Genomic DNA, 17208 nt, shown 5'->3' with positions numbered 1-17208 from the left:
CTCCGCCAGGGTCAGCGCCAGCGCCGCCTGGTGTGCGAAGCGCTGGGTGACCTCGAGGTCGGCGGCGGAGAACTCGTCATCGCCCTTGTCACGCCACAACATGAGGAGGCCGATTGTCTCGCCGTCGGACGCGAGGGGGCGTAGAGGCTGGGCCCGTACTCCGTGATCTCGTGCAGGACGTGACGACCGGGCGGCGCTGGCGCCACGATGCCTCGTGACGTGCGGATGACGTCCATTGCCGAGCCCTTGGCTGGCGGCTCGAGCCCGATGATGTTGCTGGCGTAGTCGCCCGCGGCCATCTCGATCACCCACGCGTCGTCGATGCCCGGCAGCACGAGCGCCGCAGTGGGGGCATGAGCGAGTTCTCGAGCGGCATCCACGATGCCCTGCAGCGCCTCTTCCTCGTCGCTCGTGGTGAGCATCTGCGTGGTGAGACGCTGGGACGCCTCGAGCCACCGTTCACGCTCGACGGCGTCGTCGTGCAGGCTTGGCGTGATCGATGGCCACGGCGGCAGCGGCCGCCAGCGCGAGGATCATGCGCTTGTCTTCTTCGTCGAAAGGCCCGCCGTCCTTGTCGGCGAGGTACAGGTGACCGAAGACCTGCTCCCGGACTGTCAGCGACGTGCCGAGGAAGGCTCTCGAGGCGCGGATGCCACCGCGGCATGCCGCGGTGATCAGGGTCGGCGTCGATGCTTTCCACCGCGAGGGTGCCGTGCGCGGGAATCTTGGCGAGGACTCCTACGCGGCCAGGGGGTGGCCGATGCGGTCCTTGGTCTCGTCCGGGATGCCCTTCGTGATGAAGGCCGTGGATTCGCCCTGGGCGTCGAATACGTGGAGGGCGGCGTAACGCGCACCGGTGAGGCGGCGTGCGGATTCGACGAGGGTGTCGAGGACGCTGGCCAGCGAGAGGTCGGCATTGAGTGCCGTAATCGCATCGGCGAGCGTGAGCGTGGCGAGGTGGTCGTTCGACTCAATCATCGAGCGTCACCACCGCGTCCGCGAGGTCCGTGAGGTGGAGGTGGTGCGTCACGATCACCACGGTACGGCCTTCCGCGCGCAATTGGCCAAGCACGGCGTCGAGTGCCTCGCGTCCCGCGGCATCGAGGTGCTCGGCCGGCTCGTCGATGAGGACTAGGGGCTGCGGGGTGAGCAGGGCTCTGGCCAGCAGGAGGCGGCGACGTTCGCCGCCCGACACGCTGTTGCCTCCGGTCCCCAGCACCGTGTCGAGGCCCTCGGGTAGCCCCTCGACCCATGCGCCGAGTCCCACCAGCGCGAGCGCGTCGCGAGCCTCGGCTTCGGTCACGTCGCCCCTGGCAACACGAAGGTTCTCGAGCACGGTGGTGCCGAAGATGTGGGCGTCCTCTGCTGTCATGCCCACGGTGTGGCCCACGAGGTCTCGGTGCGCTGCACGGGCGCCGATGCGCACCGTTCCGGCCGCGGGGGGCAACACTCCAGCGAGAGTGAGGAGCAGTGTGGTCTTGCCGATGCCCGAGCGGCCGACGATGGCGAGCACGCCGCCTCCGGGGACGGAGGCAGTCGCGGGACGCGTGGGGGTCATGCCTGGCCAGGCGGCGCTGAGCCCGTCGAGTGCGAGGTCGGGCCCCGCAAGCCCGGCGTCAACTCTCGGCGCGTGCGACGAGGCTTGGCTTGCCGGCGCGGCGTCGGTGCGGACTCCCGTGGGAGCCATCGCGACGATGCGGCGCGCGGCCTGTTGCGAGCGGAACAGGCTGCTGAGTGGCGGTCGGTACCGCGTTGACGGCCTCGAATGCCGCGAGCGGCAGGAGTGCGATCATCGCCGCCGTGGTCGCGCCGTACTGGCCGGCGTTGGCGTGGGTGACGGCGATGGCCAGCGAGCCGATAAGGGCGGCACCCGCGGCAAGGGCCTGAACCGCCGCGGCCAGAGCCGCGGGACGAGCCGCGGACTCCTGCGCGCGTTCCGCCTCGTCGTTGGCGTCCGCCAGTTCCTGGCGGGCGGCGTCGGCCGTGCCCCACACGCGGTGTTCGGCGGCGCCCTCGAGGCCCGAGAGGACCGCCTGGGCGACCCTCGCATCGGCCGCGACGCCTTCGACAGCGGCGATGCGGGCCGAACGCCACGTCAGCAGCGCCGCGCCGATGCCCGCGACGAGGATCGCCGCGGCGAGCACCACGCCTGCCGTCGGGTCCAGGAACCCGGAGATACTCACGGCGACTCCCGAGACGACCACCGCAACACCAAGCGGAATCACGGCTCGCACCACCGCGTCGCCGACGGCATCGACGTCACCACCGATGCGCGCGAGGACATCGCCTCGCTGCAGGCCGAGGACCGTGTCGGCGCGGGCGTCCGCGAGTCGCTCGTAAACTCTGGCCCGCAGCGCGACGACCCCACGCAGGGCCGTGTCGTGCGAGATCAGCCGCTCGAGGTAGCGGAACAGCCCTCGCCCGATGCCGAAGAAGCGGACCACCACCGCGGCCAGGGCGAGGTCGGCGGGCGAGGGCATGCCCGCGGCGCGGGCGATCAGCCATGCCGCGATCGCCGACAGGCCCACCGCCGAGCCGAGCGCCGCAGAGCCCGTCAGGATCGACAGCGCAATGCGCCGCTTCGGCAGGTGGGCATCCCGCAGCAGGGAGCGCAGGGCGCCTCGGGCGGCGGTCATCGTGCCACCTCCATCGCCGTCACGGTCACGGTGGTGTCCGCTACCGCGATCGGCTCGGGCTCATGCGTCGCGACCACGACGGTCACCCCGGTGCGGGCCGTGGCGACGATGCGGGCGATCACCGCGTCGCGGTTGGTCCGGTCGAGGTGACTGGTCGGCTCATCAAGAACGACGACGGGCCGGCCCGCGGCGAGGGCGCGATCGAGCGCGACACGCTGGCGCTCACCGAGGCTGAGGGTGCGCCCCTCCGGGCCCAGATCCGGCCGCTGCGGGGCCCACGCGAACTGGCGCGACCACGCGGCGGCCACCACGTCTTGCGCGTCAATACGGCCCGCAGGCGTCAGCGCCGCGACGAAGCCGGAGTCGGGGGCAGGAGCCCCATCAACGCGGACAGCGCGGTGGACTTGCCGTCCCCGTTGGGACCCACGAGCGCCGTGATGGTGCCCGGCCGGGCCATCATCGACAGCCGGCCAGGTGCGAGTCTCCTGCCGTCGGGCGTGGCCACGGCGAGGTCCTCCACGACCAGGGTGGCACCGGTGAGATCAGGAGCCGGGGCCTCCCCACCGGCGACCGCGACGGGCGTCTCGAGGACCTCGAACGCCGCATCGGCCGCGGCCATGCCATCGGCGGAAGCGTGGAAGTGAGTGCCCACCATGCGAAGCGGCAGGTACACCTCGGGAGCAAGGACAAGGACCGCAAGAGCCGTCTCGATGGACACGGCGCCTTCCACCAGACGGAAGCCGAGCGTGACGGCGACGAGCGCGACCGCGAGCGTGGTGAGAAGTTCGAGGACCATGCCGGACAGGAACGCCACACGCAACGAACCCATGGTGGCGCGCCGCTGCGCGTCTCCGAGTTCGCGCACCCGCGCCGCCGGGCCGTGTTCGCGTCCCAGGGCACGCAGAGTCGGAAGTCCTGCGATCAGGTCGAGCGTGCGGGTCGCGAGCCGCTGCATGGCGTCGAGGTGGCGCGCGGAGCGGTCGCGGGTGGTGAGACCGATGAGGACCATGAAGATGGGTACGAGCGGGAGGGTGCCGATGACGATGGCTGCCGAGATCCAGTCGAGACCGAGGACCACCACGATCATCAGCGGCGTGACAGTGGCGCTGAGCAGCAGGCTGCGGCAGGTAGCGCACGAAGTACGGCAGCAACGAGTCGAGGCCGCGCGTGACGGTGGTGGCGACGGCAGCGCCCTCGCCCGAGGCGATCCAGCGCGGCCCCAGCGCGGCCGCGTGGGAGACCACTTGGGACCGCAGATCCGAGATCACTCGCGCGCCAGCCCGATGCGCGAGGCGCTCCTGCGTCCACGTCAACGCGACCCTGATCGCGACGACGACCGCCAGCCATGCCAGGGCAACGTCGAGGCTCGCGCGCCGACTCGGGCACCAGCGCGCCGAGCCACGAAAGCCCATCTTCCTCGAGTGGGGACGGCGCAAGCACGGGTGCGAGCGCGCGGGCGATCAGCAGCGCCTGGAACAGGATCGCCACGGCGGTGGCGAGGCCGAGGACGGCGGTGGTGACGATGTAGCGACGAGCCGGGCCGATGCGGCCCACGAGCCGGGGGTCGAGAGGACGCAAGGGACTTACGCGGCTCCTCGCCGCATCGGCCGCGTGGAAGGCGAGGCGAGGAGCGCGGGCGTCACGCAGACGCCTTGGATTTGCGCAGCGTCGGGAAGCCGTGCTGCTCGGGCATGTGCTCGAGGGACAGACGGCGGCGGAACACCCAGTAGGCTCCAGCCCTGGTAGAGCAGGACCACGGGCACCAGCACCACGGCGACCCACGTCATCACGGTCAGCGTGTAGTCGGTCGACGACGCGTTGTCGATGGTGAGTGAGAAGGCCGGGTCGGTGGTCGAGGGCATCACGTCGGGGTACATGGAGCCGAAGATCAGCACCACGGCGCCCACAATCGCGACGGCGTTGGCGGCGAAGGCCTTGCCGTAGGAGCCCGCGTTACCCCACAGCCAGGCGGCCACCAGGCCGAGCGCGGCGATGGCGACGGCGGCCCAGGTCCACGTCACCGAGTACGCGAGTTGGGTCCAGATCGCGAAGGCGGCGGCGATCACGAGGGCGAGCGGAGCGGTGGTCTTGGCCGCTGCACGGGCGCGGTCGTGAACCTCACCCGCGGTCTTGAGCGACAGGAAGATCGCGCCGTGGCTCAGGAACAGAGCGAGCGTGGTGGCGCCGCCGAGCAGCGCGTAGGGGTTCAGCAGGGTCCACAGGGTCCCCGTGAACGTGCCGTTCTCGTCGATGGGTACGCCGCGCACGATGTTCGCGAAGGCGACGCCCCACAGGATCGAAGGGATCCAGGCGGTGATGATGATGGCCCAGTCCCAGCGTGAACGCCAGGTCTCGGAGTTGATCTTGCCGCGCCACTCGATGGCGCAGGCGCGCACGATCAGGGCGACGAGAATCAGGAGAAGCGGCAGGTAGAAGCCGGAGAACAAGGTGGCGTACCACTCGGGGAAGGCCGCGAACATGGCGCCACCGGCGGTGAGTAGCCAGACCTCGTTGCCGTCCCACACGGGGCCGATGGTGTTGAGCGCCACACGGCGGCCCTTGTCGCCCTTACCAACCTTCTCGAGCAGCATGCCGACGCCGAAGTCGAAGCCCTCGAGGACCAGGTAGCCGGTCCACAGGACCGCGATGAGGATGAACCAGAGGAGGGGAGATCCATGTCAGTTCACTCCTAGTACGCGAAGGACATTGGGCGGTCGGGGTCGCTGGAGATCTCCTCCGGCTCGGGGTTCGGCGCTCCCTCGGAGGCGTAACGCTTCATGAGGAGGAACCAGAACACGCCGAGCACCGCGTAGAGCAACGTGAAGACCGTCAGTGAGATGGCGACCTCGACGACCGTGGTCGCCTCGGAGACGCCGAACATGGTCATCAGCATGATCTCGTCGACGCCCGTGGGGTTCGGCGCGACCACGAAGGGTTGACGGCCCATCTCGGTGAAGATCCAGCCGAAGGCTCGCCGCAAGGAACGGCATGGGCAGCGAGATCAGCGCCGGCTTCTTCATCCACGGCTGGTCGATGGCGCGGCCCTTGCGGGTGAACCAGAAGATGGCGACGCACAGCGCTGCGGAGAAGGCGGCGAGGCCGATCATGAGGCGGAACGACCAGTAGGTGATCAGGAGGTTGGGACGGTACTCGATCTCCTCGCCGTCGGGCGTGGTGGCGCCGTACTGCTCCGCGTAGATCTCCTGGAGATCCTCGAGGCCGAGGACGGGGCCGTCGAGCGTGCCGGTGGCCATGAACGAGAGCATGCAGGGGACTTCAAGGATGTGTTTCACCGACGAGGGATCATCGCCCGCGAGGTTGCCGATCGAAAGGATCGAGAACGGCGCGCAACCGTCTGGCGTCTCGATGAGCCCCTCGGCCGCGGCCATCTTGATGGGCTGTTGCTCAAACATGAGTTTGGCCTGCTCGTCGCCGGTGATCACCACTCCGAGCCCGGAGATCAGCATGACGACGGCGCCGAACCGTGCGGCGGTGCGGTACATCGGGATGTCCGCGTGGTCCTTGTCCTTGCGGCTGTGGCGCACCATCCAGTACACGGCGATGCCAGCCACAAAGGTGCCCGCCACGAGGAACGCAGTGGCGATGACGTGTGGGAACGCCACGAGGGTCGTGTTGTTCGTCAGGACGGCCCAGATATCAGTCATCTCGGCGCGCCCGGTCTCGGCGTTATAGACGGCGCCGACCGGGTGCTGCATCCACGAGTTGGCGGCGATGATGAAGTAGGCGGACAGCAACGAGCCGATGGCGAAGGCCCAGACCGTGGCGAGGTGCACCTTGCGCGGCAGGCGGTCCCACCCGAAGATCCATAGCCCCAGGAACGTCGACTCGAGGAAGAAGGCTGCGAGCGCCTCCATCGCGAGCGGAGCACCGAAGACGTCGCCGACGAAGCGCGAGTACTCCGACCAGTTCATGCCGAACTGGAACTCCTGGACGATGCCGGTGGCCACGCCGAGGGCGAAGTTGATGAGCAGGAGCCTTGCCGTAGAACTTGGTGAGCCGGAAGTACTTCTCCTTGCCGGTCACGTTCCATGCGGTCTGCAGGATCGCGACCAACATCGACAGGCCGATCGTCAGCGGCACCAGCACAAAGTGATAGACCGTAGTGATGCCAAATTGCCACCGCGCGAGGTCAAGAACGTCCACGGTGCGCCCCTTCGTTTCCCATAGGTACGAACCTAACTGAAATCTCACGTTTCACCGTCTGGGACCTTGGTCCTATCCGGGGTCACGGTTGGGTCACGTTCCCGCGTGGCGGCCGGCGTGGCGCGCACCGTCGACGGTCAGACACGCCCTGACCGGGCACTTCGAGGCGCGCGAGCGGCGGTGTGTCACAATAGTGGGCAGGTCAGGCACCTCTCCACACAGGGGTGCCAACCGTGCGACAGACGCAGCGACTGCGTAGCAGCCAGTCCCGTCCTGGTCCCGCTGGGCTACAGCCCGCAAGCGGCGACATCGGGGATAGGCGCTCATGTGCAGGCGCCGCTGTCCGCCGCGACCTGAAGACTTGCGTGGCCGCAACCGCGGATCACGAACGACGAGACAGTCGACGCGCAGTGTGGGCGCGTTGATCCGAGGTACCCGCGTTGAGCGAGGACAAGACCACTCCCGAGATTCCGACCACCGCCGTGTTCTTCCAGGCCCCTGAGCCGGCGAGGTCTCGCCGTGCATCGGCACCTGCGGGACCCCCGGCAAGTGCTGCGGACCGAGCCAAGACCGCGCAGCCCGCATCGGCCGCGCCGAAGGACTCCGCCGACGCCGATTCGTCGGCGCCTCCCGGCGCGCGCAAGCCCGCGAAGTCGCGTAAGCCCGCGGCCAAGAAGACCAAGCCCAAGGCCGAGGTCGACACCACCGCGGCAGAAGAGGGCACGAGCGCCGCGCAGACGGACGCTCCCGCCAAGTCGGATGCCCCTGCGAAGAAGACGAATGCCCGCAAGGGCAAGGCGACCAAGGCAGAGGCTCCCGCCGCCGACGCCGGTGACGCCGTGGCCGAGGAGGCAGCGGGCCCCGCAGCCGAGCAGGGCGAAGGCGACGGTGACGGTGAGTCGAGCGGCGCCAAGCGTCGTCGTCGTCGCGGCGGTCGTGGACGCGGCAAGAAGCGCCCCGGTGTCGACGGCGAGGCAGGCGAGGACAACGAGCAGGACGACGCGGAGTCGCCGCGCGACGCCGGCGACGGCGCCCCGCGGGAGAGCGCAGGCGACGCCGAGGCGGATACCGAGAGCTCGGAAGACAGCGACGACGAGGGTGAGGGCGAGGGCTCGAGCTCCTCGCGCCGTCGACGTCGCCGTCGTGGTTCGCGCTCCGGTGCCAGCGCGGGATCCTCGTCCGGAGGATCGGGCGGCTCGGACGATCAGGCTTCAGGGCTCGACGCGTCTGCAGGCCAAGCGCCAGCGTCGCCGCGAGTCCCGCGACGGCCAGCGTCGCCGCCCCGTCATCTCTGAGGCAGAGTTCCTCGCGCGCCGCGAGTCGGTCAAGCGCGACATGATCGTGCGTGAGAAGGACCACCGCGTCCAGATCGCCGTCCTCGAGGACGACGTGCTCGTGGAGCACTACGTGTCGCACCAGGCCCAGCAGTCGATGGCAGGCAACGTGTACCTGGGCCGTGTCCAGAACGTGTTGCCCGGCATGGAGGCCGCGTTCGTGGACGTGGGCCGTGGCCGCAACGCCGTGCTGTATGCGGGCGAAGTCAACTGGGACGCTGCGGGCCTTGAGGGCAAGCCGCGCCGCATCGAGCCTTGCGCTCAAGCAGGGCGACACCGTCATGGTGCAGGTCACCAAGGACCCCATCGGCCACAAGGGTGCGCGCGTCACGAGCCAGATCTCGCTCGCGGGCCGCTTCCTGGTGTACGTGCCCGGTGGGGGTGTGACCGGCATCAGCCGCAAGGCTCCCCGACACCGAGCGTGCCCGCCTGAAGAAGCCTGCTGCGCGAGGTGATTCCTGCCGATGCGGGCGTCATCGTCCGTACCGCTGCCGAGGGCGCATCCGAGGACGAGCCTGCGCGCCGACGTCGAGCGCCTCAAGCGCCAGTGGGAGAACATCCAGGCCGAGGCCGACAACGGGAAGGCCCCGAAGGCTGCTGCGCGGCGAGCCCGACATGGCTATCCGCGTGGTCCGCGACATCTTTAACGAGGACTTCGAGTCGCTCACCATTCAGGGTGAAGACACGTGGAACTCGCTGAGCGCCTACGTGGGTCAGGTCGCCCCCGACCTCATGCCTCGCCTGCACAAGTTCGTGGGCGACGGCGACGTGTTCGCCGAGGCCAGGGTCGACGAAATGCTCACCAAGGGCATGGACCGCAAGGTGTGGCTGCCCTCGGGTGGCTCGCTGGTCATCGACCGGACCGAGGCCATGACGGTCATCGACGTCAACACGGGCAAGTTCGTCGGCAAGGGCGGCACGCTCGAAGAGACGATGACGCTGAACAACCTTGAGGCGGCCGAGGAGATCGTGCGTCGCCTGCGGCTGCGCGACATCGGCGGCATCATCGTCATCGACTTCGTCGACATGCTGCTCGAGGCAAACCGCGACCGCGTGCTGCGCCGCCTGATCGAGTGCCTGGGACGAGACCGCACCAAGCACCAGGTGGCCGAGGTCACCTCGCTTGGCCTGGTCCAGATGACGCGCAAGCGCGTGGGTCAGGGACTCGTGGAGGCGTTCTCCGAGACGTGTGAGCACTGCAAGGGGCGAGGGTTCCTGGTGCACGGCGAGCCGGTGGCCGAGGCTACCGAGAAGCAGCCCGAGCCGCGTCGCCGCGGAGGCCGTGGAAGCGGCAGCGGCGGCAATGGTGGAAACCGTCAGCAGCAGAACCAGGGCCAGCAGCAGCCCCAGAAGAAGCAGCAGCCTGAACCTCAGCACGACGAGGCTCACGCGCACGCCGCAGCGCAGGGGAGACCCATGCGCTGGACGACCGTGAGGAGGCGAGGGCGGCGGTCAAGGCCACGCTCGCATCTATCGCGGCGGCAGCCGAGAAGGCCCACCACAGCGACGAGCACCCCGAAGGCGCCGAGGCATCGGCACCCGAGGAAGGCTCCCGTTGAGGTCACGGCCGAGCCGGCTGAGGCGTCGACTGCTGACGAGGTCCGCGGGGACTAGCGACGCGCCCCTCCTCGGTTTGACCTGAGGGGGTCGCGGAGCGTATATTTGTACGTCGGCGCGCGAGCGCCGAGACCTGCCTGCGCCTCGCATGGCAGCGGCAGGAAATCAACCAAAGCTTTGAAGGACAGATTCATGGTGTACGCGATTGTGAAGGCGGGCGGCCGCCAGGAGAAGGTCTCCGAGGGCGACATCCTCGTTGTGGACCGTCTCAAGGCCGACCAGGGCTCGACCGTCGAGCTCGCCCCGGTGCTGCTCGTCGACGGTGACAAGGTCACCTCCGACGCGAAGGCGCTGGCCAAGGTCAAGGTGACCGCTGAGGTCATTCGTGACGAGCGCGGCCCGAAGATCGACATCCTGAAGTACAAGAACAAGACCGGATACCGCAAGCGCATCGGCCACCGCCAGGAGCCTGACGCGCCTCAAGGTCACCGGCATTAAGTAAGCGAGGAGACACTCATGGCACACAAGAAGGGCGCGAGGCTCCTCGCGCAACGGCCGCGATTCGAACCCCCAGTACCTGGGTGTGAAGCGCTTCGGCGGCCAGGCCGTCAACGCCGGCGAGATCATCATCCGCCAGCGTGGCACGCACCACCACCCCGGCCTCAACGTGGGCCGCGGCAAGGACGACACCCTGTTCGCCCTCGAGGCAGGCACGGTGCAGTTCACCAACCGTCGTGGCCGCAAGGTCGTGGACGTGGTGGCAGCGGTCTAAGTACCGCACACACAACTTCTCGTCAGGGGCGTCGCCGTTAACGGCGGCGCCCCTGACGTCTATCTTGAGACGCATGGGTCCGCTCGCCGCGAGACCCGGCCGTCGACCCGCAGCAACATCGGCCCGACAGGAGGCACGAGCATGGCGACGTTCGTCGACCGCGTGGTGCTCCACGTGACGGCAGGTAAGGGTGGCCACGGCGTGGCCTCCGTGCACCGCGAAAAGTTCAAGCCTCTGGGCGGCCCCGACGGTGGCAACGGTGGCCGCGGCGGCTCCGTGGTGCTCGTGGTGGACCCGCAGGTCACGACGCTCCTTGACTACCACCACCTCCCGCACCGGGTGGCGGACAACGGTAACCAGGGCGCGGGCGACATGCGTCACGGCGCCAACGCCAAGGATCTTCGCCTGGGAGTGCCGAACGGCACCATCGTCAAGGCTCCGGATGGCGAGGTCATCGCCGACCTGGTGGGCGAGGGCGCCGAATGCGTCATCGCGCAGGGCGGACGTGGGGGACTGGGTAACGCCGCGTTGGCGACCACCAAGCGCAAGGCACCCGGCTTCGCATTGCTCGGTGAGCCCGGCGAGGAGGCCTCGGTCATCCTCGAGCCTGAAGTCGATCGCCGACGTGGCCCTGGTGGGCTACCCCAGCGCGGGAAAGTCCTCGCTCATCGCCGCCATGAGCCAGGTGCGCCCCAAGATCGCCGATTACCCCTTCACCACGCTGGTGCCCAACCTGGGAGTGGTGCAGGCGGGAGAGAACCGCTTCACGATGGCCGATGTCCCCGGCCTCATCGCCGGCGCGTCGGAGGGCAAGGGCCTCGGCCACCACTTCCTGCGCCACATCGAGCGCTGCGCGGTGATCGCGCACGTGCTCGACACCGCGACGCTTGAGACCGACCGTGACCCGGTCAACGATCTCAAGGTCATCGCAGGCGAGCCTGCGCGCGTACACCGGTGACGAGGCGATCAGCGGCGTTCCGCTCGCCGAGCGGCCGCAGATCATCATCCTGAACAAGATCGACGTGCCCGATGGCCGTGAACTCGCCGCGATGGTGCGCGAGGAGCCGAACAGACCGGCTTGCCGGTGTTCGAAGTCAGCGCCGTGAGCCACGAGGGCCTGCGCGAACTCGGCTTCGCACTGTCCGCCATGGTCACCGAGCACCGAGCCCAGGAGCCCGAGCGAGTCCGCGCCCATCATCGTCCGGCCGCGCGCCGTCGACGACGGCGGCTTCACCGTCAAGCACGTCCGTGACGGGGCCGAGGACTACTTCCACGTGCGCGGCGCGAAGGTCGAGCGCTGGGTCAAGCAGACCAACTTCGTCAACGACGAGGCCGTGGGCTACCTCGCGGACCGTCTCGCGCGAGCGGGCGTCGAAGAGGCGCTCTTTAAGGCGGGTGCGGTTCCCGGTTCCGAGGTGCTCATTGGCCCTCGCGAGGGCGGCGTGGTGTTCGACTGGGAGCCCACGATGATGGCCGGCGCCGAGGCTCCTCGGTGCCCGCGGCTCCGACCTCCGCGTCGAGCAGCACGAACGCGGCGACGGCCGTGCCACCCGTGCGCAGAAGCGCGCCGACCACAAGGAGCGCATGGACGCCAAGAGCGCCGCGCGTGACGAACTGCGTGGTGAGCGCGATGCGGGCGTGTGGACGGACCCGACCTCGGACGACTAGGCCACGGGACGCTTCGGCCCTCGCGAAGCGTCGCACGATGATGGCGCGTCTCCTACCACCGCTCCGATGCGCCAGGATAGGAGGCACGGCAGCAAGCCGTGTGACGAGGGGAGAGCGGTGAGCGAGGTGCGTGAAAGCATCGCCCAGGCGCGACGGGTGGTCGTGAAGATCGGCTCGTCGTCGCTGACGGGAGCCGACGGACGCCTCTCCGGCGCCGCGGTCAGACGGCTCGCCGATGTCATCGCGGGCGTTCGCGCCGAGGGCCGCCAGGTGGTGCTGGTGACGTCGGGTGCCATCGCAGCGGGCTTGTCACCCATGGGCTTGCCGACGCGACCCAAGGACCTCGCGACCGCGCAGGCAACTGCCTCGGTCGGTCAAGGTGTGCTCGTGGCGGCCTACTCGGCGGCGTTCGAGGACCACGGCGTGACGGTGGGACAGGTCCTCCTCACCGCGGTGGACATGGCCCGGCGTTCGCACTACAACAACGCTCAGCGGGCCTTCAACCGCCTGCTCGACCTCGGCGTGCTCCCCATCGTCAACGAAAACGACGCGGTCGCGACGGACGAGATTCGCTTTGGAGACAACGACCGCCTCGCGGCGCTCGTCGCCACCGTGGTTCACGCCGACGCGCTCGTGTTGCTCACCGACGTCGACGGCCTGTACACGGCGGCCCCTGGGACGGAGGGTGCGGAGCGCATCGACGAGGTGCACTCACCCGACGAGATCGGCGGCGTCGACGTTTCCAAGCGCGGCAGCGCGCTCGGAACCGGCGGCATGATCACCAAACTCGAGGCCGCATCCATCGCGACGACGTCAGGCATCTCCGTGGTGCTCGCCTCGGCGCCGTCGGCGGCCGATGCCCTGGCGGGACGCCGGGTGGGCACGCTCTTCCACGCCACAGGTAAGCGCGACACCACTCGCCTCCAGTGGCTCGCTCACGCGGCACGCACGCGCGGCACCATCGTGGTGGATGCTGGGGCGGCGCGTGCCCTGCGTGGTCGCCGCGCATCCTTGCTTGCCGCCGGCGTCACTGATGTGCGGGGAGCGTTTGAGGCGGGGGAGCCCGTGGACCTCATCGGTCCCGACGGCACGGTGGTGGCGCGCGGCTTTGCGGGCTTTAGTGCCGACGAGGCAGTGACCATGAAGGGTCTGAGCACCGACGTGCTGCGGGACCGACTGGGCGAACACTTTGCCCACGAACTGGTGCATATCGACGACCTCGTGGTGATGTAGCCCGTCGCTCCATTCGGGGCTGTTTCGCTCCGCCTCGCCGTCGCTAGACTCGCAGGCATGACCGACACCGCCATCTCCGCCGATATCGAGCGTGCTGTTCTCGAGGCGTGCCAGCGCGCCAAGGTCGCCTCGCGCGCACTGGCGACGGCAACACGTACCGTGAAGGACGCCGCCCTCGAGGCGATGGCCGATGCTCTGGTGGCCCAGTCGGCGCGCATCATCGAGGCCAACGGCCAGGACCTCCAGCGAGGCCGGGCCAACGACATGTCGCCTGGCCTTCTTGACCGACTGGCCCTCACCGAGGAGCGGATCGCGGCCATTGCCGACGCGCTGCGCTACCTTGCGGCGCTTCCCGACCCGGTCGGCGAGGTCAAGCGGGGCTCGACCCTGCCCAACGGCATGCGCCTCCTCCAGAAGGCGGTGCCCATGGGGGTCGTGGGGATGATCTACGAGGCGCGACCCAACGTGACGGTCGACGCCGCAGGCCTCGCACTCAAGTCGGGCAACGCGGCCGTCCTGCGCGGTGGTTCGGCTGCGGCCAGGCTCGAACGAGGTCATTGTTGCCGTGCTGCAGGAGGCGCTCGAGGGCGCGGGCCTGCCGCGCGACGCCGTGCAGTCCATCGACGCGTATGGCCGCGAAGGTGCGCGTGTCTTGATGAACGCCCGTGGGCTCGTCGACGTGCTGGTGCCGCGCGGTGGCCGCGACCTCATCCAGACGGTCGTGCGTGACTCGACGGTGCCCGCGATCGAGACAGGTGAGGGCAACTGCCACGTCTACCTTGACGCCTCCGCACCCGTGGACCGCTCGGTGGAGATTGTGCTGAACTCCAAGGCGCAGCGCGTGGGGGTCTGCAACGCCGCGGAGACGCTGCTGGTGCACCGCGACGCGGCACAGAACGTCCTCCCTGCGGTCCTCAAGGCGCTGCATGAGGCGCACGTGGTGCTGCACGCCGATGCGGCCACGGCGGCGCTCGCGCCCGCGGAGGTGCCGACTGTGGCCGCCACGGACGAGGACTGGGCGACCGAGTACCTGAGCCTTGACCTGGCGGTCAAGGTCGTCGACGACCTCGACGAGGCCATCGCACACATTCAGCGCTACACGACGGGCCACACCGAAGCCATCGTGACCGACGACCTGGCCGCCGCCGAGCAATTCTCTTCGCGCCTTGATACGGCCGCGATCATGGTCAACGCCTCCACCCGCTTCACCGATGGAGCGCAGTTTGGCCTGGGCGCGGAGATTGGCATCTCCACGCAGAAGGCTCCACGCGAGGGGGCCGATGGGGTTGGGCGAGTGACCACCACCAAGTGGATTGCGTACGGCGACGGGCACGTGCGCCCGTAGGCGCTCCCTGACCGTGGAATAATCACAACCCTTACCGTCACGAGAGGAAGTCCCCACTGTGAGCACCGTCGTCATCGCCGAGGCCGCCGAGCACGTCGTCAACGAGCCTGCCGTTCCCCGCACCCGTGTTCGGGCTCATCGCGTTCGGTGTCCTCATGGGACTGCTGGGCGTCACCTACGCCTTCCGGAGCATCGGCACCCGTCACTGACGGACGCCCGCATCGACGTGACCACCCCGCATCGCCGCATCGGCGTCCTGGGCGGCACGTTCGACCCCATTCACCATGGGCACCTGGCCGCGGCCTCAGAGGTCGCGGCCGCGTTGCGCCTGGACCAGGTGCTGCTCGTGCCGGTCAACAGCCAACCGTTCAAGTTGGACCGACTTGCTGCCCCGCCCGAGCATCGCCTCGAGATGTGTCGTCTCGCCGTCGAGGGCGACGAGCGACTGGCCGTGTCTGATGTGGATGTGGTGCGTGGGGGAGTGACGTACACCCTCGACACGCTGACAGACCTCCACGAGCAGATGCCCGATGCGCTGCTGCACTTCATCACGGGCTCCGACGCCCTGGCGCGCTTGCATGAGTGGAAGGACGCGGAGCGTCTGACCGAGCTCGCGCGTTTCATTGGTGTGACCCGCCCGGGTCACTCACTGCCCGACCTCGACATGGCGCATACGCTGGTCGAGGTTCCCGCGATGGCGGTATCCTCGACCGATGTCCGCCGTCGGGTGAGGGCAGGTGCGCCGATCCGCTACCTGGTTCCCCGGGCGGTCGCCGACTACATCGCGGAGCATGACCTGTACGCGGGAGGAATGGATGACTGACGAGAGCCGGCAGGCTCTCACGCCGTGAGCGACGCGCGCAGGAGTTGCGCGACGCCGCACGCACCGAGGACACCACGCCCCTGGAGGCGGGCCTCGATACGTCAGGCATCCCCGCCACCGACGGCCTGAACCTCAGCCGCAGAGAGCGCCGCCGTATCGAGCGCCTCGAGCACCCCGTCGAGACGTGGACGGCCGAGGAGGAGATGCTCGCGACGGGACAGATCCCCGCCATGACGCCCGCGCGCATCGCCGAGCAGGAGAAGATCGAACGTGAGGCGGCCGAGGCCGCTCAGCGTGACGCCGAGACCGCCGCACAGGCACGCCTGGAGCGTCAGCATGGCGGAGTCGTCAACGCGGTTGCGGTGGAATCCGCCGAGGAAGTTGACGCTCCGCAGGAGGCGCCTCGCCGCACGTCGCTGCTTCCCGCCGCCGAGGCGCAAGTCGAGCCGGAACCGGAGCCCGAGCCCGAGGCTGTTGTTGAGCCGGAGCCGGACCCGGAGCCGGAGCCTGAGGCTGTTGTCGAGCCGGAGCCGGAGCCTGAGGCTGTTGTCGAGCCGGAGCCGGAGCCGGAGCCGGAGCCTGAGGCTGTTGTCGAGCCGGAGCCGGAGCCCGAGGCGGAGGCTGTCGCCGCAACGGAGCCCGAGCCCGAGGTGGAGTCCGCCTCGCCGCTCGGTATGCCGCCGGGTATGTCTCCCGAGATGTTTGCCGCGTTGTTCCCCCCGGGCTCGCTTCAGCGCAAGGCGATGGAGCAGCAGGCGCGCGACGCCGCTGAGGACGCGAGTCCATCGCCCGAGCGCGAGCCCGAGCCCGAGCCCGAGCCACTTGTCGAAGCCGAGCCTGAGCCCGAGCCCGTTTTCGACGCCGAGCCTGAGTCCCTGGTCTCGCTCGACCCACAGGTGGAGAAGGAAGCCGAGCACGCCGCTGAGGAGCTCCAAGCGGCCGATGCAGACGTGCTCTCCGTCGACGACACGACCCTGGTGATCGACGACGCCGAGGCCGAGGCACAGCGCGACGACCAGGCTTTCCCGTGGATCGCTACCTCCGCAGCCGCCGGCGCCGCGCTCGGTGCGGCCGTGCACACGCCTGCCGAGCCGGTGGCCCAGCCCGTCATCAGCGAGCCGAGCCCCGTGACGTCGTGGACCGCACAGGAGCCGCTGGAACGTACCCCGGACGCTGCAGAGGGCATCGTCGCCGAGCAGCCGTCCTTCGACGCCATCCTCGGCACCGGAGCGATCCCTGTCGCCCCCTCGGACACCACCGAGGTTGAGGGCACGGCGCCCGTGGACGCTGCGGCGTTCGCTCCCGTGGACGTGGCGCCCGCTCCGTCGATGTGGGAGGCCCACCCGCTGAGCACCGCGGCCCTTCCGCAGGTCCAGGTGCAAGAGCAGGTCGATATCGACGAGGACGAGCTCGAGAGTGAGCCGCTGCCGCGGCCCGACCTCTCGGGAGTGCGTCCGCTGAGCGCGGTGCACACCGGTGAGTTTCCCCCGGTCGAGCCCGTGCCGACGGGGCAGATTGAAGTCGAACGTCGCGAGCGGCCGGAACTCGGTCCCGCGGGCGGCGCGCGGCATTTTGGATGGGCGCAAGTCGCCGTGCTCGGCGCCGTCGCGTTCGTGCTCGGCGTCGTCGTCTGGAACGTGGCAGGAATGGGTTGATGACAGCAACAACACACGCAA

General features: G+C 69.2%; 16 protein-coding genes and 5 pseudogenes. 11 read left to right on the top strand and 10 right to left on the bottom strand.

All coding sequences use genetic code 11. From position 1 onward, the window contains the following. Positions 1-72: 72 nt before the first annotated feature. The 10 genes and pseudogenes from QQK48_RS21055 to QQK48_RS18765 all read right to left on the bottom strand — a co-directional run. Positions 73-312 (bottom strand): annotated as a pseudogene (locus tag QQK48_RS21055) (hypothetical protein); the annotation flags it as partial. 147 nt (positions 313-459) lie between these two features. Next, a complete protein-coding gene (locus QQK48_RS21050; protein ID WP_431308391.1) occupies positions 460-651 on the bottom strand; it encodes a GAF domain-containing protein in 192 nt (63 codons plus the stop codon). Positions 652-738: 87 nt separating this feature from the next. Beyond that, the gene (locus tag QQK48_RS02495) at positions 739-978 is read right to left on the bottom strand and encodes a hypothetical protein (protein ID WP_284327373.1); all 240 of its coding nucleotides are present in this window, start codon (positions 976-978) and stop codon (positions 739-741) included. Continuing rightward, positions 971-1558: an ATP-binding cassette domain-containing protein gene (locus QQK48_RS02490; RefSeq protein WP_284327372.1), complete on the bottom strand. Its 588-nt coding sequence runs from the start codon at positions 1556-1558 to the stop codon at positions 971-973. The genes QQK48_RS02495 and QQK48_RS02490 overlap by 8 nt, the downstream gene beginning before the upstream one ends. Positions 1559-1616: 58 nt before the next feature. After that, positions 1617-2636, bottom strand: a complete 1020-nt coding sequence (locus QQK48_RS02485; protein ID WP_284327371.1) for an ABC transporter transmembrane domain-containing protein — start codon at positions 2634-2636, stop codon at positions 1617-1619. After that, positions 2633-2947, bottom strand: coding sequence for an ATP-binding cassette domain-containing protein (locus QQK48_RS02480; protein ID WP_284327370.1), 315 nt, complete (start codon positions 2945-2947; stop codon positions 2633-2635). The genes QQK48_RS02485 and QQK48_RS02480 overlap by 4 nt, the downstream gene beginning before the upstream one ends. 29 nt (positions 2948-2976) lie before the next feature. Continuing rightward, entirely contained in the window at positions 2977-3717 is a 741-nt protein-coding gene (locus QQK48_RS02475) for an ABC transporter transmembrane domain-containing protein (RefSeq protein WP_284327369.1), read from the bottom strand. Positions 3718-3722: 5 nt separating this feature from the next. Beyond that, positions 3723-4214, bottom strand: a complete 492-nt coding sequence (locus QQK48_RS02470) for a hypothetical protein (RefSeq protein WP_284327368.1) — start codon at positions 4212-4214, stop codon at positions 3723-3725. 61 nt (positions 4215-4275) lie between these two features. After that, positions 4276-5290 (bottom strand): annotated as a pseudogene (cydB, locus tag QQK48_RS02465) (cytochrome d ubiquinol oxidase subunit II). 24 nt (positions 5291-5314) lie between these two features. Further along, the gene (locus QQK48_RS18765) at positions 5315-6604 is read right to left on the bottom strand and encodes a cytochrome ubiquinol oxidase subunit I (protein ID WP_431308274.1); all 1290 of its coding nucleotides are present in this window, start codon (positions 6602-6604) and stop codon (positions 5315-5317) included. Between the two features lie 636 nt (positions 6605-7240). Here QQK48_RS18765 and QQK48_RS21045 point away from each other — a divergent pair. The 11 genes and pseudogenes from QQK48_RS21045 to QQK48_RS02420 all read left to right on the top strand — a co-directional run bounded on the left by QQK48_RS21045 (position 7241) and on the right by QQK48_RS02420 (position 17187). After that, entirely contained in the window at positions 7241-8095 is an 855-nt protein-coding gene (locus tag QQK48_RS21045; protein ID WP_431308273.1) for a hypothetical protein, read from the top strand. Positions 8096-8135: 40 nt separating this feature from the next. Further along, the gene (locus QQK48_RS21040) at positions 8136-8567 is read left to right on the top strand and encodes a hypothetical protein (RefSeq protein WP_431308272.1); all 432 of its coding nucleotides are present in this window, start codon (positions 8136-8138) and stop codon (positions 8565-8567) included. A 31-nt stretch (positions 8568-8598) separates the two neighbouring features. Continuing rightward, positions 8599-8781, top strand: a complete 183-nt coding sequence (locus QQK48_RS21035; RefSeq protein ID WP_431308271.1) for a hypothetical protein — start codon at positions 8599-8601, stop codon at positions 8779-8781. Beyond that, positions 8750-9748 (top strand): ribonuclease E/G, encoded by a 999-nt coding sequence (locus QQK48_RS21030; RefSeq protein ID WP_431308270.1) that lies wholly within the window; start codon positions 8750-8752, stop codon positions 9746-9748. Before QQK48_RS21035 ends, QQK48_RS21030 begins: the two co-directional genes overlap by 32 nt. A gap of 135 nt (positions 9749-9883) precedes the next feature. Next, positions 9884-10193, top strand: a pseudogene (gene rplU / locus QQK48_RS02450) (50S ribosomal protein L21). Positions 10194-10207: 14 nt separating this feature from the next. Continuing rightward, positions 10208-10463, top strand: a pseudogene (gene rpmA / locus QQK48_RS02445) (50S ribosomal protein L27). A gap of 141 nt (positions 10464-10604) precedes the next feature. Next, positions 10605-12131: pseudogene (gene obgE / locus QQK48_RS02440) on the top strand (GTPase ObgE). A gap of 117 nt (positions 12132-12248) precedes the next feature. After that, positions 12249-13364 (top strand): glutamate 5-kinase, encoded by a 1116-nt coding sequence (proB, locus tag QQK48_RS02435; protein ID WP_284327367.1) that lies wholly within the window; start codon positions 12249-12251, stop codon positions 13362-13364. 523 nt (positions 13365-13887) lie between these two features. After that, positions 13888-14709, top strand: a complete 822-nt coding sequence (locus QQK48_RS21025) for a glutamate-5-semialdehyde dehydrogenase (RefSeq protein ID WP_431308269.1) — start codon at positions 13888-13890, stop codon at positions 14707-14709. A gap of 58 nt (positions 14710-14767) precedes the next feature. After that, positions 14768-15532, top strand: coding sequence for a nicotinate-nucleotide adenylyltransferase (gene nadD / locus QQK48_RS02425; protein WP_348523396.1), 765 nt, complete (start codon positions 14768-14770; stop codon positions 15530-15532). Between the two features lie 44 nt (positions 15533-15576). After that, the gene (locus QQK48_RS02420) at positions 15577-17187 is read left to right on the top strand and encodes a hypothetical protein (protein ID WP_284327366.1); all 1611 of its coding nucleotides are present in this window, start codon (positions 15577-15579) and stop codon (positions 17185-17187) included. Positions 17188-17208 lie beyond the last annotated feature (21 nt).

Source organism: Demequina litorisediminis, assembly GCF_030161615.1.
In the GTDB taxonomy this organism is placed as follows: Bacteria; Actinomycetota; Actinomycetes; order Actinomycetales; family Demequinaceae; genus Demequina; species Demequina litorisediminis.
Note: the sequence above shows the minus strand (reverse complement) of the source record. Positions and strands in the feature narration are given on the sequence as shown.